The organism is Pseudomonas tritici (assembly GCF_014268275.3).
GTDB lineage: Bacteria > Pseudomonadota > Gammaproteobacteria > Pseudomonadales > Pseudomonadaceae > Aquipseudomonas > Aquipseudomonas tritici.
On record NZ_CP077084.1, the window covers coordinates 1,714,238 to 1,739,774 of the forward strand.

At 60.2% G+C, this 25,537-nt stretch carries 24 protein-coding genes; 6 read left to right on the forward strand and 18 right to left on the reverse strand.

From position 1 onward, the window contains the following. Positions 1-9 precede the first annotated feature (9 nt). The 3 genes from HU722_RS07595 to HU722_RS07605 are packed head-to-tail and all read right to left on the reverse strand — an operon-like array spanning position 10 to position 2,718. Positions 10-1,401, reverse strand: a complete 1,392-nt coding sequence (locus tag HU722_RS07595) for an ArnT family glycosyltransferase (RefSeq protein WP_186755055.1) — start codon at positions 1,399-1,401, stop codon at positions 10-12. A gap of 23 nt (positions 1,402-1,424) precedes the next feature. Beyond that, on the reverse strand, positions 1,425-2,360 hold the full coding sequence (locus HU722_RS07600) for a glycosyltransferase family 2 protein (protein ID WP_083224231.1): 936 nt from the start codon (positions 2,358-2,360) through the stop codon (positions 1,425-1,427). Continuing rightward, positions 2,332-2,718: a GtrA family protein gene (locus HU722_RS07605; protein WP_065872425.1), complete on the reverse strand. Its 387-nt coding sequence runs from the start codon at positions 2,716-2,718 to the stop codon at positions 2,332-2,334. The genes HU722_RS07600 and HU722_RS07605 overlap by 29 nt, the downstream gene beginning before the upstream one ends. Before the next feature lie 125 nt (positions 2,719-2,843). Between HU722_RS07605 and HU722_RS07610 the strand changes: the two genes are divergently transcribed. After that, positions 2,844-3,521: a response regulator transcription factor gene (locus tag HU722_RS07610; RefSeq protein WP_065910497.1), complete on the forward strand. Its 678-nt coding sequence runs from the start codon at positions 2,844-2,846 to the stop codon at positions 3,519-3,521. Positions 3,522-3,561: 40 nt separating this feature from the next. Then, complete coding sequence (locus HU722_RS07615) at positions 3,562-4,710, forward strand: sensor histidine kinase (RefSeq protein ID WP_186755053.1); 1,149 nt, start codon at positions 3,562-3,564, stop codon at positions 4,708-4,710. Here HU722_RS07615 and HU722_RS07620 read toward each other — a convergent pair. The 14 genes from HU722_RS07620 to HU722_RS07685 form a co-directional block, all read right to left on the reverse strand. Then, entirely contained in the window at positions 4,703-5,467 is a 765-nt protein-coding gene (locus HU722_RS07620) for an ABC transporter ATP-binding protein (protein WP_065880055.1), read from the reverse strand. The genes HU722_RS07615 and HU722_RS07620 overlap by 8 nt on opposite strands. 13 nt (positions 5,468-5,480) lie before the next feature. Then, positions 5,481-6,599 carry a succinylglutamate desuccinylase/aspartoacylase family protein gene (locus HU722_RS07625; protein WP_065890096.1) on the reverse strand — a complete coding sequence of 373 codons (1,119 nt, stop codon included), beginning with the start codon at positions 6,597-6,599 and terminating at the stop codon, positions 5,481-5,483. Positions 6,600-6,608: 9 nt separating this feature from the next. Next, complete coding sequence (locus HU722_RS07630; RefSeq protein ID WP_065872420.1) at positions 6,609-7,319, reverse strand: ABC transporter permease; 711 nt, start codon at positions 7,317-7,319, stop codon at positions 6,609-6,611. Continuing rightward, positions 7,316-8,044: an ABC transporter permease gene (locus HU722_RS07635; protein WP_065872419.1), complete on the reverse strand. Its 729-nt coding sequence runs from the start codon at positions 8,042-8,044 to the stop codon at positions 7,316-7,318. Before HU722_RS07635 ends, HU722_RS07630 begins: the two co-directional genes overlap by 4 nt. Positions 8,045-8,100: 56 nt before the next feature. Beyond that, a complete protein-coding gene (locus HU722_RS07640) occupies positions 8,101-8,880 on the reverse strand; it encodes a transporter substrate-binding domain-containing protein (RefSeq protein ID WP_065872418.1) in 780 nt (259 codons plus the stop codon). 311 nt (positions 8,881-9,191) lie between these two features. Then, positions 9,192-10,826: an ATP-dependent DNA ligase gene (locus tag HU722_RS07645; protein WP_186755052.1), complete on the reverse strand. Its 1,635-nt coding sequence runs from the start codon at positions 10,824-10,826 to the stop codon at positions 9,192-9,194. Next, on the reverse strand, positions 10,823-11,827 hold the full coding sequence (locus HU722_RS07650; RefSeq protein WP_065872416.1) for a ligase-associated DNA damage response exonuclease: 1,005 nt from the start codon (positions 11,825-11,827) through the stop codon (positions 10,823-10,825). The genes HU722_RS07645 and HU722_RS07650 overlap by 4 nt, the downstream gene beginning before the upstream one ends. A 201-nt stretch (positions 11,828-12,028) precedes the next feature. After that, positions 12,029-14,470 (reverse strand): penicillin acylase family protein, encoded by a 2,442-nt coding sequence (locus tag HU722_RS07655; protein ID WP_186755051.1) that lies wholly within the window; start codon positions 14,468-14,470, stop codon positions 12,029-12,031. Between the two features lie 227 nt (positions 14,471-14,697). Continuing rightward, positions 14,698-15,342 (reverse strand): glutathione S-transferase N-terminal domain-containing protein, encoded by a 645-nt coding sequence (locus HU722_RS07660; protein WP_065872414.1) that lies wholly within the window; start codon positions 15,340-15,342, stop codon positions 14,698-14,700. 242 nt (positions 15,343-15,584) lie between these two features. Continuing rightward, on the reverse strand, positions 15,585-16,517 hold the full coding sequence (locus HU722_RS07665) for an IS110 family transposase (protein ID WP_065875287.1): 933 nt from the start codon (positions 16,515-16,517) through the stop codon (positions 15,585-15,587). A 247-nt stretch (positions 16,518-16,764) separates the two neighbouring features. Next, positions 16,765-16,974, reverse strand: a complete 210-nt coding sequence (locus tag HU722_RS07670) for an SEC-C metal-binding domain-containing protein (RefSeq protein WP_065890089.1) — start codon at positions 16,972-16,974, stop codon at positions 16,765-16,767. Continuing rightward, entirely contained in the window at positions 16,971-17,453 is a 483-nt protein-coding gene (locus HU722_RS07675; protein WP_065872413.1) for an LEA/WHy family protein, read from the reverse strand. The genes HU722_RS07670 and HU722_RS07675 overlap by 4 nt, the downstream gene beginning before the upstream one ends. A gap of 19 nt (positions 17,454-17,472) precedes the next feature. Then, positions 17,473-17,943 carry a YchJ family protein gene (locus tag HU722_RS07680; protein ID WP_065872412.1) on the reverse strand — a complete coding sequence of 157 codons (471 nt, stop codon included), beginning with the start codon at positions 17,941-17,943 and terminating at the stop codon, positions 17,473-17,475. 4 nt (positions 17,944-17,947) lie between these two features. Further along, complete coding sequence (locus HU722_RS07685; RefSeq protein WP_049709632.1) at positions 17,948-18,445, reverse strand: DUF6231 family protein; 498 nt, start codon at positions 18,443-18,445, stop codon at positions 17,948-17,950. A gap of 190 nt (positions 18,446-18,635) precedes the next feature. Between HU722_RS07685 and HU722_RS07690 the strand changes: the two genes are divergently transcribed. Next, positions 18,636-19,331: a PA1041 family peptidoglycan-binding anchor lipoprotein gene (locus HU722_RS07690; protein WP_065872411.1), complete on the forward strand. Its 696-nt coding sequence runs from the start codon at positions 18,636-18,638 to the stop codon at positions 19,329-19,331. A gap of 169 nt (positions 19,332-19,500) precedes the next feature. Further along, the gene (locus HU722_RS07695) at positions 19,501-20,259 is read left to right on the forward strand and encodes a collagen-like triple helix repeat-containing protein (protein WP_065872410.1); all 759 of its coding nucleotides are present in this window, start codon (positions 19,501-19,503) and stop codon (positions 20,257-20,259) included. Positions 20,260-20,372: 113 nt separating this feature from the next. Here HU722_RS07695 and HU722_RS07700 read toward each other — a convergent pair whose 3' ends face one another. Next, positions 20,373-20,837, reverse strand: a complete 465-nt coding sequence (locus HU722_RS07700) for a CopD family protein (protein WP_065872409.1) — start codon at positions 20,835-20,837, stop codon at positions 20,373-20,375. Between the two features lie 99 nt (positions 20,838-20,936). Between HU722_RS07700 and dinG the strand changes: the two genes are divergently transcribed. After that, the gene (dinG, locus tag HU722_RS07705; RefSeq protein ID WP_065880050.1) at positions 20,937-23,081 is read left to right on the forward strand and encodes an ATP-dependent DNA helicase DinG; all 2,145 of its coding nucleotides are present in this window, start codon (positions 20,937-20,939) and stop codon (positions 23,079-23,081) included. A gap of 88 nt (positions 23,082-23,169) precedes the next feature. Then, positions 23,170-25,467 carry a beta-galactosidase gene (locus HU722_RS07710; protein WP_186755351.1) on the forward strand — a complete coding sequence of 766 codons (2,298 nt, stop codon included), beginning with the start codon at positions 23,170-23,172 and terminating at the stop codon, positions 25,465-25,467. Positions 25,468-25,537 lie beyond the last annotated feature (70 nt).

The following is a 25,537-nucleotide window of genomic DNA, read 5'->3' on the forward strand; positions in this document are numbered from 1 at the left end:
GCCAAAGGTTTAACCGGGTGCGGCACGACAGTAATGCAATTGGGATGTATTGGCCTGGGCCACTGCGTAGCAGGTCAAGGTTGGCGGCAGCGGTTGCTGGTTGTTTTTGCGTCGGACCAGGTAAAAGTCTTTCGACAGCGGCAGTTGTTGTGGGCTTTTGGTGTGCCGTGCCCAGCCGCTGCTATAGAACTCGGCCGAATAAGAGCGTGAGCCCAGGTAGATCAAGTCGCCCGGCGCAGCGGCTTGTTGCGCTTTCCAAAGCGCAACCATGTTTTTCTGGTTTTGTGGGCGGTCGGCAATCTCGCCACTGATGATCAAGATGCAGCCCAGTAGGGGCAAGGCCAACGCCATGGCTGCGATGACGGTCCCGCGTGTTTTGCGGCAGAGCACCTCAGCCAGTAATAACGCCCAGGCTGGCAGCGCGGGCAGTACGTAGGTCCAGAGGATGTTGGTGGACATGGTAAAGAACAAGGGCGCTGAAACAGCCCAGCCCAGCAGAAAGATCAAGTACTCCCGCTGACCTTCAAATTGCCCGCGCAGCTTGACCAGCATCGGTAAAAACAGCGTCCAGGGCAAAAGCCCGCCCAGCAGGTGCCCCCAAATCATCGCCAAGGGTTGCGCATGTGCGCTGCCGTATAGATCGCCTTGCCATTTGCTGATGACGTAGCGACTGAAATGTTCGCCGACGATGAAGTACTCCAGAAAACCCGGGGTTTTCAGTTCGGCCAGCCAATACCAAGGCATGGCCACTGCGAGCATCAGTGCCAACCCCGGCAACCATGGCAGCCCCAGCAATCGCCGCCAATGGCCGGTAAGCGCCAGCCAGATTGACGCGGGCATCGCCAGCAACACAAGCGCCAGCGGGCCTTTTGCGAGCAGGCCCAGGCCAAGCCCGAGAAAACCCGCCATGGCCCACCTGCGGTCACCGTGCATCAAACCGCGCCACACGCCCAGGTGGGCGAGCAAAAGGGCGAACGCCAATGCGCCGTCGGTCAACACGGCACCGCTGGAAAGGAGCCCGAGTGTGCAAGTCGAGTAGATAATCGCTGCCGTCAACCCGACTCGCAGGCTGCGCTCGCCGCAAGCGAAGTGCACGATCAGCGCGCAGCTGGCGACATGCAGCAGCCAGGTTGAAAAACGGCTGGAGAACTCGTTGATGCCGAACGCTTTCATGCTCAGTGCCTGTAGCCAGAATGACAACGGCGGCTTGCCCCAGAACGGCACTCCGTGATCGAACATCGGCGTGATCCAGTCATTGGAGACGAGCATTTTTCGGGCAATTTCGGCATAGCGGGCCTCTGAGGTATCCATGATTGGATAGAGCCCGAGTGTGAGCAGGCGCGCCAGCAGCACCGTGAACAGGATGCCCCAGAGCAAACGCATGGACGTGGAATGATTCATGCCGTCAGCCTTTATGAAGGGATTCAAGATAGATCGCGCTTATGCAGGGAGTTGGGCCTGGGGCTCACCACCGTCAGCACCCGGCCGACATACTCGCCGACCACGGCGGTACCCAGGCACAACAACAGAATCGATTGCACCAGCAGATGCGCATGGGTCAGTTCACCGAATGTCGCGGTGGCTGCAACCCACAGTGAGCCAACCAGAAAGCTCATGGCACTCAAGTAGCTGTACATGCGCAGCGGGCGAGTAGAGAAAGCAAGAATCGAGTCCGCACACAGGTCCAGCAATGACAGCGGCGTCCACTTGGTTGTGCCTGCTTGGCGTGGCTTGCGGTCGTAGTTCACTTCGGTACTTGGGTAGCCGAGCCAGCTGACCAGCAGTTTCAATACGCCGGCGTTGTCGTCCATGGCGCGAATGGCCGCGAGTGCGTTGGGCCCTATGAGTCTGAAATCACTGACTTGCTGGGGGACTTCGAAGTCGTCGATCAGTTGGTCCAGCGTGGCGTAATAGAGCCTTGCGGCCGTGCGTTTTGTCCAGGAATCACAGTGCCGTGAGCGGCGCTGCATGTTCACGATCTCATAGCCCTTGTGCCATTCCTGCACCATAAGGGGGATCAGCTCCGGTGGGTCTTGCAGGTCGCAGTCCATGATGATTACTGCGCCGCCGTCTATGTCGTTGATGCCTGCGCGCATGGCCGCTTCTTTGCCGAAGTTGCGACTCAAGTGCAGGCACCTGACACGCGGGTCCTGAGAAAATTGATCGATCATGGCCGCTGTCTGGTCTTGACTGCCGTCATTGATGTAGAACACTTCTGTGCGGATTCTTACGCGTTCAATGATCGCCATCAGGCGCAAATGGAATTGCGTTATTACGCACTGCTCGTTAAAGCAAGGCACCAATATTGTAAGTTTCGTGGCAGGCAAGGACTCACTGAAGAGGTTCGCGTTTGCTGTCATGTTTGAATACCCAGAAGTGATTAATCGTAAAGCCTTGAAGAGTCACGGCGACCATTGTCATGAGCTGTGCAAGTTGTGCAGGTACGCCCCAGTGGATCAGTAGCGTGACAATAAGCGTGTTAGATAAAACCTGACTGGTGGCCGTTATGAAAAATCGCCCTCTATTGCAGTCTCGCTTTACAAATACCCAATGCCTGGACAGGCAATAGGCGACCAGCGCCCCCGTAACGGCTGCACAGAAGGTGGATGGCGTTGGGCCGTAGTAAGGCAGCAAGCAGACGAACACTACGAAATGCACCAGTGTCGCGAAGAAGCCTGCGCCCAGATAACGGATGAACACTCGAAGTATTTTTTGCATGACAAGAATGTATAAGATGAAGTGTGAATCAAATGTAACGTCGCGAAACGATATTTGTTGTCAGTTTTTATTTGTTTGCTGAAGGGATGTTCTTAGTTGTTTGTAAGAATTTGGAGTTTGTCCTGATGGAAATATTACTAGTTGAAGATGATCATGCGTTGGCGGGTTCGTTGGGGGATTATCTCGGTGAATTTGGTTTCGATGTAGATTTTGCCCGCGATGGGCGAAGTTGCCTGGAGCGTGTCCAGCACCATGAGTACGACCTCATCGTCATGGATGTGGCAATGCCTCGCATGAGCGGTTTTGACACCTGTCGCCAGTTGCGGTGCGAGCAGAACCACACGCCCGTTATATTCCTGACGGCACGTGACGCACTGCCCGATAAACAAGAGGGTTACGACGCAGGCGGCGACGATTACCTGGTCAAACCCTTTGAGCCTCAAGAGTTGCTATGGCGTATCCGCGCGCTGATCCGCCGGGGCTCCCTGCGCCAGCCACGCCGTGTGAAACAACTGGGCGACCTGGTGATTGATCCGGTCTCGCAGGCGTTGCGCTACAACGGCGTCATCACGGTGTTACCCGCCCTCCAATTCACCTTGCTGAACCTGCTTGCCGATGGGGCACCGGAGCCCGTCAGCCGGCGCAAACTGGAGGCCGCGTTGTGGCCAGGGGGTGATCCGCCAGACAGTGATGCACTGCGCACGTATATCTACCGGCTCCGCCAAGCCTTGGGCAAGCCATACGGTAACGAGCTGATCCGGACGGTTCACGGTAAGGGCTATCGTCTTGCGATTCCTTACTGATTCCTTTTTTGCGCGAATCCTCTCTGCACTGCTGCCGTTCATGGCAACGATTACGTTGTTCTACAGTGTGCTGATCTGGGCCACTGTCAACGTGACAGAGGACTACATCATTGCCAGCTATTTGAAGCTTGAGGCACAGGCGTTCGAGGAACGGCATAGCCCGCAGGGGGCAGCGACGGCGATGCCCAACAGCATTTACCTGCAAGGCTACTGGTCGGGAGACGCTGAACTTCCCGCCGTCATTCGCCAATTGCCAGCCGGTCACCATGAACTGGAGGGAGAGGATGTCCATGTGTTCGTGAGTGTTGTACCGGGTGCGTCGCAGCGGCTGATACTGATGCTGAACGAGTCTGAACTCAGCCAGACCGAAGGCTACGGCGCTCAGATTTTCGGGCTGTTGTGCGCGGTGGCCGGATTGATCCTGATCCTGGGTACCATCCTGGCCATCGCGATTGCCCGCGCCATTGCCCAGCCCGTCAGCCAATTGGTGGAGGACGTGGCCTCTGAACCGCGTGGGCCGTGCAGATTCAGCGGGTTCGAGCGCCAGGACGAAATCGGCACGTTGAGCCGTACGCTGTCGGCTCTGGTGACCCAGCAAAATGCCGCGCTGCTGCGCGAGCAGGCATTTACCCGGCACGTGAGCCACGAGCTACGCACCCCCTTGGGGATCTTGAACAACAGCCTGGCGATCCTGCGTTTGCCCGGCTGCAACGCCGAAAAATCCGCACGCAGCCTGCTACGCATGGAGGGCGCGTTGTCCGGAATGAAAATGACCATTGAGCTGTTTTTGTCCCTGGCCCGTGAACCGCGTCAATTGCCCCATGCGGCGATTGACCTGTCCGCTGTCGTCGCCGAGCAGATCGAAAAATACCAGCTGCTTTACCCTCTCGCGGCTGATGCGCGGGTGCTGACGGGGGCATCAACGATCTGCGTGAAGGCCAATGAGGCGATAGCCCGCAGTGTGGTGCAGAACCTGCTGGGCAACGCTGTTCAGCATGGCGCCGGTAAAGTCCGGGTTGTCCTCACTGAGCAGCAACTGGTGATCATCAATAACCGTGTGGAACAGCGCGTGTCGCCGGGGTTCGGCTTTGGCCTGGAAATCGTCTCGCGTGCCTGCACGCAGGCAGGCTGGCGCTTTGAAACCCGACGCACACGCCATACGTTTCATGCGCGCATCTGCTTCACTTGAGATTGCCACTTAGAAACTGCTGCAAGCGCTCACTCTTGGGATTGCCCAACACATCCGCAGGCGCACCTTGCTCTTCCACCAGGCCCTTGTGCAGGAACAGCACCTGGCTCGACACCTTGCGCGCAAAGCTCATCTCGTGGGTCACCATGATCATGGTGCGGCCTTCCTCGGCCAGGCCCTGGATCACCTTGAGCACTTCGCCCACCAGTTCCGGGTCGAGGGCCGAGGTGGGCTCGTCGAACAGCATCACCTCGGGTTCCATGGCCAAGGCGCGGGCGATGGCGACCCGTTGCTGCTGGCCGCCGGACAGGAATGCCGGGTATTGATCGGCCACACGCGCCGGCAACCCTACCTTGTCGAGGTAGCGACGGGCGCGGTCTTCGGCGTCTTTCTTGCTGCAACCCAGCACCCGGCGCGGGGCCATGGTGATGTTTTCCAGCACGCTCATGTGGCTCCACAGGTTGAAGTGCTGGAACACCATCGCCAGGCGCGTGCGCAGGCGCTGCAGTTCGGCGTCGTCGGCCACGCGCATGCCGTGGCGATCGCTGACCATGCGGATCGACTGGCCGTCCAGGGTCATGGCGCCGTCGTTGGGGGTTTCCAGGAAGTTGATGCAGCGCAAAAAGGTGCTCTTGCCCGAGCCGCTGGCGCCGATCAGGCTGATCACGTCACCGGTCTTGGCCTTGAGCGAAACACCTTTGAGCACCTCATTGTCGCCATAGCTTTTATGCAGGCCTTCAACGGTCAATTTGTACATGGGGCGTGCATCCTCAAGGCGAAAGTAGGTAGCCGCTACGGTAGGCCTCGCTGCCTGCGACATGGCCGATGACCATCCCGGCAGTGGCCATGCGGCGTAGCGAACGGGCGTAAAGCAGGCCGGCCTTCTGGCAGTGCACCGGCGTTACGCGGTCGGAAATGGGGTCGATGATTTCGGCGATCAGTTGCCCGGCCTCCAGGTATTCACCGGGCAGGGCGCTGAACACCAGCAGGCCACCCACTGGCGTCGCCACCGGTTCAACGCCGGCCAGCGGTGTGGCCGGGTAGGGCAGGTCGGGCAGCGGTGCCGCATCACCGGTGATGGCGCCGAAGTGAATCAGGTAATCGATGATTGCCTGGCAGTCGAGACTGGCCAGGCCGTGGTTGACGTCGCCTTGCCCGCGCAGTTCGACGGTCACCGAAAAACTGCCCATGGGGATCGGGAAGCGCTCGCCGAAGCGTTGCTGCAATTGCCACCAGACCAGGGTGAAACACTCATCGAAGGATTGTCCACCGGAGTCGGTCGCGAGCAAATTAGCTTCCGAACCGATATACCGCGCGAGCGGTTCCACCTGCGGCCAGGCCTCGGGCGTGGTGTACAAGTGCGCCACGGCTTCGAAATCGCAATGCAGGTCCAGTACTATGTCGGCGTCACAGGCCAGGCGTTGCAGCACCAGGCGCTGGGATTGCAGCTGGGTGTCGGCATTTTGTGCGGCGAGGGCGGTGGACAGCGCGGCGCGGATCAGTTCGACGTTGTGCCGAGGATCATCCCCGAGCAAATCTTCGACCTGGTTGCCGACCGCTTCACTGAGGTCGACAAACAGGCGATTGAAGTTCTGCCCGCTCTCCAGCTCATAGCGACCCAGCGGGATATCCATCAACACCTGTTCCAGGCCCACCGGGTTGGCGATAGGCACCAGCACGATCTCGCTGCGCAGGCGACCGGCCGCGGCCAGCTTCGCCAATTGCACTTTGAGGTGCCAGGCCACCAGCATGCCCGGCAACTCATCGGCGTGCAGCGACGACTGGATGTAAATCTTGCCCTCGGCCTGCTCCGGGCCGAAGTGAAAACTGTGAATCTGCCGCGCCGTACCTGGCACTGGCGCGATCAGTTCATGAACCTGATGACGCATACAAACTCCTTAATGGCTCGGCCCGAGAAACGCCAGCCAGCGGCGCTCCGCCAGACGAAACAGACCGACCAGCGCGAAGGTCACGGTCAGGTAGATCAGCGCAGCGATACCGAATGATTGAAAGGTCATGAAGGTGGCCGAGTTAGCGTCCCGCGCCACTTTGAGGATGTCTGGAATCGTCGCGGTGAAGGCCACCGTGGTCGAGTGCAGCATCAGGATCACTTCATTACTGTAGTAGGGCAGCGAGCGACGCAGCGCGGACGGCATGATCACGTAGGCGTACAGCTTCCAGCCGCTCAAGCCATAGGCCTTGGCCGCTTCGACTTCGCCATGGGCCATGCTGCGGATCGCCCCGGCGAAAATCTCCGTGGTGTAGGCGCAGGTGTTGAGGGCGAAGGCCAGGATGGTGCAGTTCATCGCATCGCGAAAGAATGCGTCCAGCAGCGGTTGTTCGCGCACGGCGGCGATGCTGTAGATGCCGGTGTAGCAGATCAGCAACTGGATATAGAGCGGCGTGCCCCGGAACAGGTAGGTGTAGAACTGCACCGGCCAACGCACGGCACGATTGCGCGAGACACGCGCAATGGACAGCGGAATCGACACCAGAAAGCCGATGACCAGCGCGGCGCTGAGCAGCCACATCGTCATGGCCAGACCGGTGATGTGCTGGCCGTCGCTATAAAGGAAGGGGCGCCAGTATTCCTGCAAGAGTTCGATCATCGCACTGCCTCCCGGGCGCCTGCGGAGTAGCGCCGTTCAAGGCGACGCAAGACGAAGTTGGACGCGCTGGTGATCATCAGGTAGATCAACGCGGCGAGCACCAGGAAGTAGAACAGCTGATAGGTGCTCTTGCCCGCGTCCTGGGCAGCCTTGACCAAGTCGGCCAGGCCGATGATCGACACCAGCGCCGTGGCCTTGAGCATCACCATCCAGTTGTTGCCGATACCCGGCAGGGCAAAGCGCATCATCTGCGGGAAGGTCACGTAGCGAAACCGTTGCCCGCGCTTGAGGCCGTAGGCCGTGGCGGCTTCCAGTTGGCCACGGGGCACGGCGAGGATTGCGCCGCGAAAGGTTTCGGTGAAATAAGCACCGTAGATAAAGCCCAGGGTGATCACCCCGGCGCTGAATGGGTCGATCTCGATGTATTCCCATTCCATGAAGTCGGTGAAACCGGTGAGCCAGGTTTGCAGGCTGTAGAAAATCAGCAGCATCAGGACCAAGTCGGGTACACCGCGAATCAGCGTGGTGTAGAGCTGGGCGGGGATGCGCAAAAAGGGCAGGCTGGACAATTTGGCGCTGGCACCGAGCAAGCCGAGCACGACGCTGACGGCCAGGGACAGCACTGACAACTTGATCGTCATCCACGTGCCTTGCAGCAACAGCGGGCCGAAACCCTTCAAACTGAGCGCGCTCAGCCCGAGGGTTTGCAACAGTTCTTCGAGCATAAATCAGGACCTATGGCGATAAAAAAGCGCCCTTCCAGGGAAGGGCGCTCCAGGCATTATTTGCCGCTGTACAGGTTCAGATCGCCAAAGTGTTTCTTCTGGATGGTGGCGTAGGTGCCATCATCGTGTAACGCTTTGATACCTTTATCCAAAAGCGCCTTCAGTTCAGTGTTACCTTTTTTGATACCGATGGCGGTTTTCGACGGCAGCAGTGGGTCGTCAATGGCGGCGCTGACTTCGTAGCCCGCACCGGCTGGCGACTTCAAAAAGCCCAGTTCGGCTTGCAGCATGTCCTGCACGGAAGCGTCGAGACGGCCGGAGGTCAGGTCGGCATACACTTGGTCCTGGTTGGCGTAGGCCTTGGTGGTCACACCGGCTTTATCCAGTACCGCCTTGGCGTAGGCTTCCTGGATGGTGCCTTGCTCGTAGCCCACGGATTTACCCTTGAGGGACTCGGGCGTCGAGAAGCCAGCACCCTTCTTGAACACCAGCGAGGTTGGGCCGGAGAACAGCTCGTTAGAGAAGTCGATGGCCTTTTCACGCACCGGGGTCACGGTCATGGACGAAATCACGCCGTCGAATTTGTTGGCTTTCAGGCCTGGAATCATGCCGTCGAAATCACTTTCGACCCACTTGCACTTCACTTTCAGCTCGGCGCAGATCGCATTGCCCAGGTCGATATCGAAGCCGACCAGGCTGCCGTCGGCGGCCTTGGATTCAAACGGTGCATAGGACGGATCGACACCAAAACGCAGTTCCTTGTATTCCTTGGCCAGCGCGGAACCGGCGGCCATGCACAGAGCCAGTGCAGAAAGGGTCAGCAATGCTTTTTTCATTATGTAATCCCTGGAAACCAAGATAAGCGCTTGTGGCGCGTTTAGGACTGTTACTGAACGGTGTCAGACGGATCACAGGTAGCAATTTCTGCACCATAGTTCCGAATGAGCGTTTTAAAAGGTGGGATGAGGGAAGTTTGAGTGTAGGAGATGCCCGGAAATGGGCATGGAAAATTCATCGCACCAATTTGGAACTGATGCAGATCAAAAAGGTGGGAGCTGGCTTGCCTGCGAGAGCGGTGGGTCAATTACAGATGCATTAGCTGACCCGCCGCCATCGCAGGCAAGCCAGCTCCCACAGGTGTTTTGAGTCAGGCCAGAAGGTCCTGCAGCGTGGCGAGGTTATCGGCTTCTTCCACCGCCTTATCCTGTCGCCAGCGCAACATTCGCGGAAACCTCACCGCAATCCCGCTTTTATGCCGCTTGGACAGGGCAATCCCCTCAAACCCCAGCTCAAACACCATGCTCGGCGTGACGCTGCTGACCGGCCCGAACTTTTCCACCGTGGTCTTGCGCACGATGGCGTCGACCTTGCGCATTTCCTCGTCCGTCAGCCCTGAATACGCCTTGGCAAACGGCACCAGCGTGCGTTCGGTACCGGGCGGCCCGTCCCATACCGCAAAGGTGTAGTCGCTATACAGGCTGGCGCGTCGACCATGACCGCGCTGGGCATAGATCAACACCGCGTCGATGCTGAACGGGTCCACCTTCCACTTCCACCATAGACCCATGTCCTTGGTGCGGCCCACGCCGTAGAGGCCTTTGCGGTCCTTGAGCATCATGCCTTCCACCCCGAGGCTGCGAGAGGCTTCGCGTTGTTCGGCGAGGTCCTGCCAACTGCTCCCAGTCAGCAACGGTGATGCCTGCAACGAGGGTTGGTTGCACTGGGCAATCACCTGCTCAAGTTGCGCGCGGCGCTCAGCCTGAGTGTGGTTGCGCCAGTCGTCACCCTGATGTTCCAGCAGGTCGTAGGCCAGGACTGCGACCGGGGCGTCCTCAAGTACTTTTTTGCTCAGGGTCTTGCGACCAATGCGCTGTTGCAGCAGCGCGAAAGGTTGCACCGCGTCCTTCCACACTACGATTTCGCCATCGATCACCGTGCCATCGGGCAAGCCACTGACCAGGCTGTGAAGTTCGGGGAAACGCTCGGTGACCAGTTCTTCACCCCTGGACCAGATCCACAGGCGGCCTTCACGCTTGACCAGTTGCGCACGGATGCCATCCCACTTCCATTCCACCTGCCAGTCGGCGGGCGAGCCGAGCAGGGTGTCGAACTGCTCCACCGGTTGCGCCAAACCGTGGGCGAGAAAAAACGGATAGGGCTGCCCACCCCTTTGCGCATGCTCGTCGGAAGATTCAGCGGCGATCAGCTTGAGGTAGCCCTCAGGCGTAGGGCGGTTGGACAAGTCGGTGTAGCCCACCAGCCGCTGCGCCACGCGCTTGCTGTCGAGGTCGGCCATGGCAGCGAGGGCTCGCGTGACCAGCAACTTGGACACGCCCACGCGAAAACTGCCGGTGATCAACTTGATGCACACCATCAGGCTGGGTTGATCCAGTTGCGCCCATAACGCCGGTAGGCGCTCAGCCAATTCCAACGGAGGCAAGCCACGCAGGGGTAGGAGTTTTTCCTCCAGCCACACTGCAAGGCCGTCTTCTGAGGTGTAGGTGGATTCCGGTAACAGTAGGGAAATCGTCTCCGCCAAGTCACCCACCGACTGGTAGCTTTCTTCGAACAGCCAGGGTTCGATGCCCGACGCTTCGGTGGCCATGTCCCGCAGTAGGCGCGTGGGGACCAACTGGCGAGGGCGCCCCCCGGACAGAAAGTACACCGCCCAGGCGGCATCGTCCGGTGGCGCTTGCAGAAAGTAGGCTTGCAGTGCAGCAAGCTTGGCGTTGCTGGAGGTGGTGGCGTCGAGGTTGGCGTACAGCTCGGCGAAGGCCTTCATGCGCTGGCCTCCTCTTCGTCATCGCCGTATTCAGTGGTGAAGCCTTGGGCATCCAGACCTTTTTCCCGCAGATGGCGCACCAATACACCGACAGAGCCGTGGGTGACCATCACCCGCTCGGCGCCGGTTTGCTCGACGGCCCACAACAAACCGGGCCAGTCGGCGTGGTCTGACAGCACAAAACCTCTGTCCACACCCCGCCGCCGACGGGTACCGCGCAGGCGCATCCAGCCGCTGGCAAAGGCATCGCTATAGTCGCCAAAGCGCTTTATCCAACTGCTGCCGCCGGCAGAGGGCGGGGCGATGATCAAGGCCTGGCGCAACAACGGGTCGGTCTTTTTGAAGTCACCGGCATACAGGGTTTCGGGGATGTAGATCCCGGCCTCGCGGTACACCCGGTTCAGCGGCTCGACCGCGCCATGGCTGAGGATCGGGCCGATGCTGGCGTCGATCCCATGCAGGATGCGCTGGGCTTTGCCAAAGGAATAACAGAACAACACGCTGGCCTTGCCGGCGGCGATGTTCGCCTGCCACCAATCGTTGATCCCGGCAAAGATCTGCGCCTGGGGTTGCCAGCGGTAGATCGGCAGGCCGAAGGTGGATTCGGTGATGAAGGTATGGCAACGCACCGGTTCGAAGGGGGCGCAGGTGCCGTCGGGCTCGACTTTGTAATCGCCGGATGCGACCCACACTTCGCCTTGATATTCCAGGCGCACTTGGGCCGATCCCAATACATGCCCGGCCGGGTGGAAGCTCAGGGTGACGCCGTGATGGACCAGTTGTTCGCCGTAGGCCAAGGTTTGCAGGTTGATGTCCTGGCCCAGCCGCGAGCGCAGGATGCCTTCGCCGGGAGCCGCCGCCAAGTAGTGCTGGTTGCCGGTGCGGGCATGGTCGCCGTGGGCGTGGGTGATGACCGAACGTTCCACCGGGCGCCAGGGGTCGATGTAGAAATCTCCGGCGGGGCAATACAGGCCTTCGGGGCGGGCGATGACAAGGTCCATGGAATGACCGGGGAAGTGGGCTTGTTACTTATGAGGCGGGGCTGAGCGCAGAAGTTCTATCGGAATGTACACAGAACAAATGTGGGAGCTGGCTTGCCTGCGATGGCGGTGTATCAGCCACTGAAAGAGTGACTGAAAAGGCGTCATCGCAGGCAAGCCAGCTCCCACATTCTGGTTCGGTTTCTTCAGTAAGGCCCCGGGTTACTTACCAGGCGTCAGGGTCAACCTTGTTTTCCCATACACCTTCTCAAAGTTCTGCGGCTGCATCGGGAAGCTCAGGTATTGCGCCTTGAGCGCCGGGTCGATGCCATTGGCATAGTTCGGGCTGGCCGGGTTGCCGGACTGGCCGATGCCACCCTGGCCCATCATCGGTTCCACCTGGCCGAAATCGACAATCATGCGCAGCGCCGGCACTTGGGTGGTGGTGAAATCCTGGCCCCAGTTGTACGGTGCCGGGTTCAAGGTGTTGTGGTCGCCGCCGGACGCCAGTGGGCCACGAATCACCTGGCCATTGGTGTTTTTCCAAGTAGTCGTGTGCAGCTTGCCCCACTGCCAGGCCTTGTGATCGGTACCCAGTTGGCTGTCACCGGCGCTGATCGCCGCGGCCAGGCTGCGGGCGAGGATCAAAGGTTTGTCTTCTTTCTGCGGGGTGTGCACGTCGTCCCAGAATGGGCTGTCTTCGCGGCCCAGCAAGTGATCGGCCTGGGCGGCGTAGGACAGGCGGGCATTGCTGACGAAAGCCTTCCAGCTGGCGCTGTTTTCCGGGCCGAGTTCGTCGAGGAAGATCTGCCGAGTGCTTTCCTGCAGGAACAGTTCGTAGATGGCGGCGTCGGCGGACGTTGTCACCAGTCGACCATCGAAGGCCATCAAGCGATTCAGTGCTTCCCGTGCCTTGACCTGCTCAGCCGCCGGCAACGCATCGATCGCCTGTTTCAGTGGCTGGGCCATGCCTGGCGCCTGGAACATGGTCTTTAGCTTGGCAGCAAACGTGGTGGTCTGGTCGTATTGCATGGCTATCATGCTGCGGCTGTCATGCTTGCCGGCATTGGCCAACTGCGCCAGGCGCTCGCTGCGCTCCGGTGCATCCCAGGAGTTGGACAGTTGCATGCCATAACCGCGTGGCGCGGTGCGCTGGTTGGCAGTGCCTATCCAGCCTTGGGCCGGGTCCTGGTCATAGGGGTGCAACATCGCGTCGGCGTAACCGTCCCAGTCGAAACGCGTGTCCCAGCCCGGCGACGGCAGCAAACCTTCGCCTTCGCGACGGTTGGGGAAGCGGCCGGTGACTTGCCAGCCAATGTTGCTGGCGTCGGCGAAGACCATGTTCAGCGCAATGGCGCGAATCTCGCGGGTTGCGTCCGAGGCCTTGGCGGCGTTTTGCGCGCGTGACAGGTCGAAGAACGCATCCAGGCTCTTGTCGTCCTTGAAGTCGGCGGTTTGCAGCGCCAGGCCCAGGCCGGTGGTCAGCGCCTGGCTGCTGTTGAGCAAGGCACCGTGGCGGGTTTCGTACACCACTTCACGAATCGAGCGCTGGCCTTTGACGAAGAAGGTTTCGTTACGCACACCTGCTGGTAGCCATTTGCCGTTGTTCTCGTAGTACAGCGCGTTGCCCTGGCGTTTGACCTTTTCCAGGAACAGGTCCTGGGTGTCGCCCTTGACGGTGCTCATGCTCCACGCGACTTTGCCGTTGAAGCCGGACAGCAGCGTCGGCAAGCCGGCAATCGAGGCGCCCACGGCCTGGTATTTCGGTGCGCGGATCTGCACGTAGCTCCATGGCGACGGCGCTTGCGGCTGGGCGGCGAGATCGTTGGCCAACAGGCTTTTACCGCTGCGGCTGCGTTGCGGGCCAATCGCCCAGTTGCTCGAGGTGGTGACCGCCAGTGAGTTGAAGCGGCTCAGTTGCTGGCTGACCGCGTCCAGCCCGGCCAGGCCGGTGATCTGGCCCAGGTTCACACCCTTGAGTTTCTCGGCTTCAGCCAGCGGGACCGCTTCATCCGGCGCGCTTGGGGTCAGCCAGGCGAGTTTGTCGACGCCGACTTTCTGCGCCAGCACCAGGGATGAAATTTCTTCCTGCAGGTTGGCCGACTCGCTGAAATTCAGCAGGCAGAACAGCAGCGCCGAATCTTCCGGCTTCCAGTATTCCGGCTTGTAGCCAGTCTGGGCCAGGTCTGGCGGTAGCTTGTCGCGGTAGCGGAACAGGTAGGCGTTGACGCCACGGGCATACACTTCAAAGAAGCGTTTAAGGCGCGGCGACGAAGCGTTATACAGCTCGCCGGCACTTTTTTTCAGGTTGACCGCACGCATGAAACGGTCGACGTCCAGCACTTCAGCACCCGCCATTTCCGCCAAGCGACCCTGGGCCAGCAGGCGCAGGGTGACCATCTGGGTGATGCGATCGCTGGCGTGCACGTAACCGAGGCTGAACAGCGCGTCATGGAAGGTATTGCTTTCGATCAGCGGCATGCCCTGGGCATTGCGGCGCACGGAAACGTTTTGAGCCAGGCCTTTGATCGGCAGCACGCCGGCGACCGGCGGCAGGGTGTCCTGGGTGTTCTGGAGCTGGCAACCGGCCAGGCTTAACGCACTGGCCACTGCCGCGGCAACGCCGAACCGGGGAAGAAAATGTGAGAGGGCTGGCGAGGCCATGGCAAAGCTCCTGCGGGGGGTAGCGTCAGTAAAGGCGCTACGTTAGTGAGCGCGGCGAAACGACGCAAGCGGGAGTTTGGGGAAAGCGTGAGATCTTGAGTCTTGCGCAGACAAATGTGGGAGCGAGCTTGCTCGCGAAGGCGGTGTATCAGTGCCTGTACGGTTGACTGACCCACCGCTTTCGCGAGCAAGCCCGCTCCCACACTGAGGTCTCAGTTGCCTTGAGATCAGGATTTGGGCGGGTTGACCTTCTGCACCAGTTCATAGGCGCGGACCGTCGCAGGCCGTTCCTTGATGCTGTTGAACCAGCGCTGCAGGTGTGGGAAATCTTCCAGCCGCTGGCTCTGCCACTTGTGGGAAACAACCCACGGGTAGATCGCCATATCCGCGATGCTGTAGGCCTCGCCTGCCACGAACGGCCGATCCGCCAAGCGCCGGTCCAGCACGCCGTAAAGCCGGGCGGTCTCATCTATATAACGCTTGATTGCGTAGGGAATCTTCTCCGGCGCGAACTGGCTGAAGTGATGATTCTGACCGGCCATTGGCCCCAATCCGCCCATTTGCCAGAACAGCCATTGCAAGGCTTCCTGACGACCGCGCAGGTCTTTTGGAATGAACTGGCCAGTTTTTTCCGCGAGGTACAGCAGGATTGCTCCGGATTCAAACAGCGAAATCGGCGCGCCGCCGTCGGCAGGGTTCTGATCGACGATCGCCGGAATGCGGTTGTTGGGGGCTATCTTCAGGAAGTCAGGCTTGAACTGTTCGCCCTGGCCGATATTGATCGGGTGCACCTCGTAGGGGAGGCCGGCTTCTTCCAGGAACAGCGATATTTTGTGACCGTTGGGGGTGGTCCAGTAATACAGGTCGATCATGAAGCTCTCCAAAAAGGGGGATGCTTGAGCGGATGCCTGTAGGTATAGGTGATGTTCAGCGCGCGAAAATTCAATGAAATATTTGCGCATAACCTTAGAAGCAATTTATACGGCCCTATCCACCAACCCAATGTGGGAGCAACTGTCTTGATGGTTTTCATCAAGCCATTTTTTCCAGAGGCGGCAACGCTCCCACGGCTGTACTCCGTGTAACTGCTTTAGGAAATAGCTACCGCAGGATTTTAGGCGGCGTGCTCTTTCCATTCAGATCCATCACGGATCATTGCGTTTAGGCGTACCAGCAAAACACGCATACACGCGATGAGTGCCACTTTGGCGCATTTTCCTTTCTCGCGCAGCGCCTTATATCGCGCGGCAAACTCAGGCTGAAACCGGATCACTGACCAACAGGCCATATACAGTGAGCGCCTCGCGGCGAACCTGCCGCCGCTGATATGACGCTTGCCTTTGTGCTTGCCGCTATCGTCGTTGTAGGGCGCAGTGCCGCTCAATGCTGCAATCTGATGTCTACCCACCTCGCCTAGCTCCGGAAGATAGGACATCAAGCTGGCCGCTGTAACAAGTCCTATGCCTTTGACTGAGCACAGAAGAGCTACTTTTTTACGATCCAGACGTTCTGTACTTTGGCGGATCAGGCTTTCCAGCTCCTTCAGCACTTTTTGCAAATAGTCGATATGACTCTGCAGCGCAGGCTTGACCACGTCAGAGGAGGCCGTTTTAAGCCGCCGTTTGTCGTCATCTCTTTGCTGAACAAAGTGCTCTCGCTGTTGGACTAGGGCGCGCAAATCATCCTGCTCGGCGCTGGTAACCCGGCTATCGGGCGATTTGATGACCGCTGCGAACTGCGCAAGAAGGCGTGCATCTATCGGATCGGTTTTGGCTTGTTGCCCCATAGCCCGGGCAAAGCTTTTGGCTCGGCAAGGGTTGATCCGTATGACTTCAAAGCCCGCAGCTTGAAGCGCTTTCATGACTTTGCGCTCGTAACCGCCAGTGGCCTCCAGCAACACTCGACCCACGCGATGCAGGGTTAGCCATCCAATTAACCCAGGAAAATCACTCTGCGAATTGGAACAACTCATCGCTACATCCAGTTGATCAACCCGAATCTCGAGGCTACCGCTGGAGACATCAATACCTGCTGGATAGGAAAACATAGCCAAATCCTCTTACACTCAAGGTGAGAGCGCTCTGGCTTGGCCCACGCTTGTAACTGTTCGAGGTGGGCTCGTTCAACTGTTCGGGCTCAATGACCAGAGTGGAGAGGTGAGTGACAGCATGGGCTCCCACACGTGCTTTAAGCACTTCGGGCATTCAGCTTGTCACTCACCGCTCTCACCTTCAGTTTAAGCCTGGTTCAAGACACAAGCGGGCCTGCTCCCACATTTGGATCTTCAGCGTGGCTTACGCCCCGTGGCACTTCTTGAATTTCTTCTCGCTGCCGCACGGGCAAGGGTCATTGCGACCCACGTCCTTCAACGCATTGCGCACCGGCTCCTGGTGAGCGTGGCCGCAGTTCGGACCGTGGACATGGCCGTGGTCGTGATCATGGTGATCGTGGTGATCGTGATCATGGTTGCAGTCAGGACCATGGACGTGGGGTTGCTGAGTCATCGATGTCGCTCCGGAATAAAATCGCCGGGGATTATCTCGCCATTGTGGTTCACCTGCACGTCATAACCGATGAATAATCCGGTTTTCAGCTCACCTTCCAGGCGATACGGCACAGGCTTGTTGGGGTTTTTCAGCATCTGCACCACATCACGGATCTGCGGCCAGAGGTTGGTGCGTACCGACACCCGGAAAAACTTATGACTGCGCGGCGGTACGGTGAGCCACTCGTCGGACTCGCCCTCGGTCAACACGAAGTCGCCCAGGCTGACCTTGTAGATCAGGCCGCGCACGGTCAGGTCGGCGTCGTCACGGTTGTCCACGCGAAAGAACAGCTTGAACTTCTGCTCCAGCAGCTTGGCGCGCACCACTTCGACTTTCACCAGGGACACGTGCGGCGGCGGTGAGTCGTCTTCGAACCACGACGCGCAGCCGGTCAGGCCAAGGGTTAACGCCAGCATCAAGCTGTACATCCGGAGCATGGCGTGAGCCCTGTGGTGGCTAGAGATAGCTGGAACAACACTTCTTGAATTTCTGCCCACTGCCGCACAGGCACGGATCGTTGCGTCCGGCCTTCACTTCCACTGTCGGGTCGATGAAGTACCAGCGCCCGTCATTCTGTACGAAAGAGGACTGCTCGCGGTGGCTATGTTCGCCGGTGCTGTCATGCCAGCGCGCAGTGAACGTCACAAAGGCATGTTCCGGCTGGCCGCCAAACACCTCGGAGCTTTCCACTTCAAGGCCGAGCCAGGTGCTCTGTGCGCTCCAGGTGCCGATGGCATTGCGGTCCAGGTTCGGCTGTTGGGCGGGCAGGGTGGTGGCGACCAGATAGTCCACCAGGCCCAGCACGTAGGCGCTGTAGCGCGAGCGCATCAGCGCGCTCGCGCAAGGTGCCGGGTGCCCGGCGTGATAATGGCCGCAGCAGGCATCCAGCAGGTTGCCACTGCCGCAGGGGCAAATGGGTGTGCTCATGGGGTTACCACCAGTACTTTCCGAAGTTTTCCGGGTTGGCCCAAAAGCGGGCGTTGAGCCAGTCCGGTACTTGTTTATAGTCAAGCAGATCATAGGTAAACAGCGTCAGAACCTGCTCATCACGCTGGAAACGCTCACCAGCCTGCAGGGCCAGCGAGAAGAAGTCGGTGTCCTTCCAGTCGCAGGCGCCCAGGTCCACCAGCACCGCAATGCGGCTGGCATTGAGGTTGCGGATGCCGCCAAGCAGCGTCAGGCCTTGTGGTTTTGACAGGTGCTCCAGGCAGTCCACCACCAGCGCCAGGTCAAACCGCTGTGCGGCAAGCTCCGCCGGCAAGGCTCCCGGTGCCGCGACAGACACCTGGGTATCCGGGTGCGCCTTTTGAAACGCCTCCAGCGCCGGGAACTGGCTGGCGCCCAACAACAACAGGCGTTTTGGCTGGTGCAAATCAAGCAAGGCGGCCAAGGCTTGCTGGGGTGTACGGGCAGAAATACCAGCGGTCATCAGAGATCCTCACATCAGGACCGTAGAGACTAGCGCGGCTGAGCGTGCGGGCCTAGAGCGGGCGGCAGCGAAAAGTCCGACAAGAGCAACGAACCTCAATGAATACAGGGGGGCGGCGCAGTGGCGCAGATGAAAAGAGCCGTCTTTACTCCACCCATCGGCCCCCGCCGATCCCCTCAGGAGAAATCAGATGAGCATCATGCGGACAGCTCTACCCTTGGTTCTGCTAACCGGAGTATTGACAGGTTGCGCAGGTTTGCAAAAAACCGATTGGCCCACCTGCGCCGCCGTTGGCGGTGTGACCGGCGCGGCGATCGGTGCCACTGAAAGCTCGGCCTATGCAGGCTATGGTGCGTTGCTGATCGGTGGCATGGCCGGCGCCTATTGCTGGGTGCACGGCGATGGCGACGAAGACGGCGATGGTGTGCCAGACAGCCGCGACAAGTGCCCGGGCACGCCAAAAGGTGTGCAGGTAAATGCCGATGGGTGTCCGCCTGCGCCGCCAGCGGCCGTGGTTGAGGAGGTCGTGGTGGTCAAGGAAGAAACCATCGTGATTCGCGATGTGCATTTTGAATTCGACTCGGCCAGGCTGACCGCGGCGGATAAAACCAAGCTCGACATCATCGCCACCCGCCTGAAACAGGAAGCCCCAAGCGCTCAACTGCGCGTCACCGGCCATACCGACAGCGTGGGCAAAGACGCCTACAACCAACGGCTCTCGGATAAGCGCGCGCATTCGGTGACGGATTACCTGGTCGGCTCCGGTGTGCCTCGCAGCGCCTTCGTGGCGGTGACGGGCGCGGGTGAGAGCCAGCCGGTGGCTGACAATAAAACCGCTGAAGGCCGTGCCTTGAACCGTCGCACGGAAATCCAGATCAACCGCTGACGGCCCTTGCCCCTGTGGGTTCCACAGGGGCATTGCTGGCAACTTTCGCTGAAGTCTCCCCTTTGTTAACTTTTTTGATCCTTCACTGGCAAAACGCCGGTAGAAGTCGTTACTGTGCGTCCAAAGAATAATTTGAAATAGCTTTTGTAATAATTCCGGGGAGCTTCATATGCGTAAGGTTTTACTGTTGGCCGTGTTGGTCAGCCCCGTTGCCCTGGCGCAAAGCGTCAGTGTTGAAACCAACTCGTTGATGCGCCTGCCCAGCAGCACCAGCGTGTTGCAACTGGAGCGCCTGGACGTGGCGGACTACGGCACCTTGCTGGTGCCTTCCACCATCAGCCAAGTCACGGTGGATGAGTTGCACCTGGGGCGTGACGCCCGTATCGCCATCGTGCCCGGCGGCACCGCGCTGCAATTGCAGGTGCGCCATGCGCAGTTGGACCACGGCAGCCAGATCACCTCACGCGGCGCTCCCGGTACCCATGAAAAGCCGGCCAAGGCTGGGCGTGATTTGATCTTGCGCATCAATTCGCTGAACGCTGAAGAACTCTCGGTGGACGCCCGTGGCGGCGCCGGTGCCCAAGGTTATGCCGGGCTGGATGGTGCCAACGGTGAGGACCCGGGTTGCACCTGGGGTTCGGCGGGCCGGGGCTTCAATGGCGATAACGGCGGGGATGGTTTGCCCGGCGCGGCAGGTGCACAGGTGCGGGTTGAGTTGCCGCAGGACTTCCCCGCGCAGCAGATCAAGGTGTGGGTGGACGGTGGCCCCGGTGGCCTGGCGGGCACGGCGGGTAAACCAGGTCGCGGCGGCGAGTCCAAGGGCTGCCTGGTGTACCGCGCAGACGGTGGCGAGAAAGGCCGCCCAGGGTTGGAAGGGCAGCCGGGGCCTACGGGGCCAGCGGGTACAGTGACCATCCAACGCCTGTAGAAACCCCGTAGCAGCTGTCGAGCCCTGGCGAGGCTGCGTCCGCGGTGTATCTGACGCACCGCGGACGCAGCCTCGCCAGGGCTCGACAGCTGCTACGTCGATTCGCGAGGGTTTTAGAACATCGGTCGGGCCGAAGCAATTGCCACCACCCCCAACCCCACGATCAGATTGATTCCCACCAGCTTGCGAATCTGACCCAACGCAGCCGCACCCGCCGGCCAATCTTCAGCCGCCACTGCCGTGCGCAATTCCGGGAGTTTCAACGCCTGGATACGGATAAACAGCGCCGTCATCACCAGATACAACCCCATCATCACCTGCACATAGCGCGGTGCTGTCTCAAACCCGCTGAAGCGCAACTGCAACAGGCCAATGCCGCTGATCGGCAAAACCGCCACCGCGACCCACACCCAAACGAAAAAACGTTGAAACACATTTGCCCACAGCTTGAGCCGGGCAGGGCCTTCAAGCGCCGCCACAGCGGCGGGGCGCAGGATCATCCAGGCGAAAAACATGCCGCCGACCCAGATCAGGGCAGCCAGTACATGCAGGGTATAAACGAGGCTAAACACAGTCATTGAGGTACTCCGTTCTGCGCGGGATTAATTAGCGGGGTATGATAGCGGCCGATCCGAACCACTGAAAATTTATCCAGCGTTTTTTGCGCCCGACTATCCATGATCAGCACTGAACTCAAAACTACGATCCAGGGCGCCTACACGCGTTTTCTCGAAGCCAAGAGCTTGAAACCGCGCTACGGCCAACGCCTGATGATCGCCGAAGTGGCCAAGGTCCTCGGGGATATCGACACCGACGACGAAGGCCGGCGCAGTGGCGACCCCGCGATCGTGGCCGTCGAGGCCGGCACCGGTACCGGCAAGACTGTAGCCTACAGCCTGGCCGCGATCCCTACCGCCAAGGCCGCCGGCAAACGCCTGGTGATTGCCACCGCGACCGTCGCCCTGCAAGAGCAGATCGTCTACAAAGACCTGCCTGACCTGATGCGCAACAGCGGCCTGAACTTCACCTTCGCCCTGGCCAAGGGCCGTGGCCGCTACATGTGCCTGTCCAAGCTCGACGTGCTGTTGCAGGAAGGCCACGCGCAAACCGCCACCGCGTCGCTGTTTGAAGAAGAAGGCTTCAAGATCGAAGTGGATGAAGTCAGCCAGAAGCTGTTCACCAGCATGATCGAGAAGCTGGCCGGCAATAAATGGGACGGCGACCGCGACAGCTGGCCCACCGCGCTGGAAGACGCCGACTGGGCGCGCCTGACCACCGACCACAGCCAGTGCACCAATCGCCATTGCCCCAACTTCGGCCAGTGCGCCTTCTACAAAGCGCGCGAAGGCATGGGCAAGGTCGATGTGATCGTCACTAACCACGACATGGTCCTGGCCGACCTGGCCTTGGGCGGTGGCGCCGTGCTGCCTGACCCGCGCGACACCCTCTATGTATTCGACGAAGGCCATCACCTGCCCGACAAGGCCATCGGCCACTTCGCCCACTACACGCGGCTGCGTTCCACTGCCGACTGGCTGGAAACCACCGCGAAGAACCTCACCAAGTTGTTGGCCCAGCATCCGCTGCCCGGCGACCTGGGCAAGCTGATCGAACAAGTGCCGGAGCTGGCGCGGGAGATCAAGACCCAACAGCAATTCATGTTCAGCGCCTGCGAGCAGGTGGCTGACTTCAAGCCCGGTGAAGACGTCGAGGGCCGTGAGCGACCCCGTCATCGTTTCGTCGGTGGGTTGATCCCCGAACACATGCGCGAAATGGGCATCGAGTTAAAGAAGGGCTTCTCGCGCCTGACCGACCTGTTCACCCGCCTTACTGACCTGCTCAAGGAGGGCATGGACGGCGAGGTCAACATTGGCATCGCCAGCAACCAGGCCGAAGAATGGTATCCGCTGTTCGGCAGTCTGCTTTCCCGTTCCCAGGGCAACTGGGAGTTGTGGACGGCCTTCACCGTCGAAGACCCGGAAGACAACCCGCCCATGGCGCGCTGGTTGACCCTGTCGGAAAGCGGCGCGCTGTTTGATATCGAGGTCAACGCCAGCCCGATCCTGGCGGCCGAAATGCTGCGGCGCAACCTCTGGAACGTCGCCTACGGCTGCCTGGTGACCTCGGCCACGCTGACCGCGCTGGGTACTTTTGATCGCTTCCGCATGCGCGCCGGCCTGCCGAAAAAAGCCGTTACGGCGGTAGTGCCAAGCCCGTTCCATCACGCCGACGCGGGTGTGTTGCGGGTGCCGGACCTCAAGGCCGACCCACGGGATGCACCCGCCCACACGGCCGCGATCATCCGCGACCTGCCGGAGCTGGTAGAAGGCTCGCGGGGCACCCTGGTGCTGTTCTCGTCACGCAAACAGATGCAGGACGTGTTCGACGGCCTCGACCGCGACTGGCGCAAGCAAGTGTTTATCCAGGGCAACCTGTCCAAACAGGAAACCCTGAACAAGCACAAGGCGCGGGTCGACGGTGGAGACTCCAGCGTGCTGTTCGGCCTGGCGAGTTTCGCCGAGGGTGTGGACTTGCCCGGTGCCTACTGCGAACACGTGGTGATCGCCAAGATCCCGTTTTCGGTGCCGGATGATCCGGTCGAGGCGGCACTGGCCGAGTGGATCGAAGCACGGGGTGGTAATCCGTTCATGGAAATCTCGGTGCCGGATGCTTCCTTGAAGCTGGTCCAGGCCTGTGGTCGCTTGCTGCGTACCGAAGAAGACCGGGGCACCATCACCTTGCTCGACCGCCGTTTGGTCACCCAACGCTATGGCAAGGCTATCCTCAATGCCTTGCCGCCGTTCAGGCGCGAAATTTCTTAAGCCACCGTGGGCGGATTCGCCCACTTCGTGGTCTATCTCAATTATGTCATCAGGCCATTCACCGGCCGCCTGGGAGAACCTTGCTCGTATGATTCGCACGCTGCCCGCTCTTTTTGCCCTGCTGTTTACCGCGCCCTTGATGGCTGCGCCTGCGGGGCAACAAACGCTGTTCAATTTCGTCCGGCCTGCCGATGTGGTCAAGGTGGCGACCCAGGACGCCAGCCTGCCGCAATACAACGCCGAACAGACCGCCGAAGGCGAAGTGCTGCGCCGCATCACCTTCAACCCGGCGGCCGAACCGAGCCTGGTGCTCAGCCCGCAGACCGGCACCTGGGACTGGGCGCAATCGAGCGCCATGAGCTTGCGTATCCAGAGTGCGATGGACTGGGCGTTAACCCTCTATGTCAAGGTGCAGAGCAGCGATGGCCGCACCCTGGTCAGTCGCATTGACTTGCCGGCCGGTCCGGCCCAGACCTTGTTGATCCCGTTGCAAGCCAATTCGCCGTTGAGCCAGGGCATGAAGGCCGGCCCGCCGATGCCGATCACCGTGGACGGCCAGCGCGTATTGCTCGCCAGCAGCGCGGGTGAAATCGACCGCAGCCAGGTGGTTTCGGTGACCTTGTCGATGCTCAAGCCCAACGCCGCCCAGAGCATCTTGCTGGAGCGCTTTGGCGTGCAGGACAGCGAGCCTGTATTGAAGGCGGCCTACAGCGAGTTGGTGGATGCCTATGGTCAATCCACCCGGGCGCGCTGGCCGGAAAAAGTCAGCAGCGACGAGCAACTCAAAGCCGCTGCGGCCAAGGAACAACAGCAACTTCAGGGCTGGCTGGCCACGCGGGATAAGTCCGCCCTGGACCAGTACGGCGGCTGGAACAAAGGCCCGGCGTTCGACGCCAGCGGGTTTTTCCGCACCGAAAAACGCGACGGCCGCTGGTACCTGGTGACGCCGGAGGGGCATCCGTTCTACTCCCTGGGCGTCAATACTGTGGCCCCGGACAACAGCCAGACTTATGTGGCCGGCCGTGAATGGATGTTCGCGGCGTTGCCTAAAGGCGGCGAACCCTTCGACAAGTACTACGGCAGCGGCGACAACCGTACCGGTAACGGTGCAGGCGAAGGGCGTAGCTTTGGTGCCGGCCGTTGGTATGACTTTTACGGCGCCAACTTGCAACGCACGTATGGCGGTGACGGTTTCGACCAAAAACGCTGGGTCACCCATACCCTTGACCGCCTGCAAGCCTGGGGTTTCAACACCGTAGGCAACTGGAGCGACGAGGGTTTGACCACTGCCGATCGTGTGCCCTACACCTTGCCGCTGTCGATCGTCGGCGACTACGCCAGCATCAGCACCGGCACCGACTGGTGGGGTGGCATGCCCGACCCGTTCGACCCGCGTTTCGCCATGGCCACCGAACGCGCCGTGGCTATCGCCGCCCGCGATCACCGTGACGACCCGTGGTTGGTCGGTTTCTTTGCCGACAACGAGCTGGCCTGGGCCGGCCCCGGCGATGATGCTAAATCCCGCTACGCCTTGGCCTACGGCACCTTGCGCATGACCACCGACGTACCGGCCAAGCGCGCCTTCCTCAAACAACTGCGTGACAAGTACCGTAACGAAGAGGGCCTGTCGAAAGCCTGGGGCATCGAGTTGAAGGGCTGGGAATTGATGGAAGACCCGGGCTTCGAACCGCCGATTCCCAACCCTGAGCACCCGGAAATCGAAGCTGATTTCCGATACTTCCAGAAGACGTTTGCGGATGCCTACTTCAAGACCATCTCCGACTCGCTGAAATGGCACGCCCCCAACCAACTGCTGTTGGGCGGCCGGTATGCGGTCAGCACGCCGGAAGCCGTGGCCTCCTGCGCGCAGTATTGCGATGTGCTGAGCTTCAACATGTACACGCTTAAGCCGCAGGACGGCTATGATTTTGCCGCTTTGCGTGCGCTGGACAAGCCGGTGCTGATCACCGAATTCAACTTCGGCTCGGCCGACCGTGGGCCGTTCTGGGGTGGCGTGACGCAGTTGGCCAAGGAAGAAGACCGTGGCGCGGCTTACGGCAACTTCTTGAAGCAGGCCATGGCCGAGCCGTCGATTGTCGGCGTGCATTGGTTCCAGTACCTGGACCAGCCGGTGACCGGTCGATTGCTCGACGGTGAAAACGGCCACTTTGGCCTGGTGGGCATCACCGACGTACCGTTCCAGGGTTTTGTTGAAAGCGTGCGCAAAAGTAACCTGGCGGCGGTCGATCAACTCGGCAAAGAAGCCGAAAAGGCCAAGGCGGCCGGTGCCGTGCGCGAAAGCGAAGGGGGCAGGGCCGGGCACGAAGGCAAAGGCCCGGGGCAGGGCGCCGGGCATGCCGGTGGGCACTCCGGAAATGGTCATTGATTGAGTGCTGACGGGTTCACAAAACCCACAAGGGCTGGAACAATGTCGGCCACTTTTTGCTGTGTTGTCC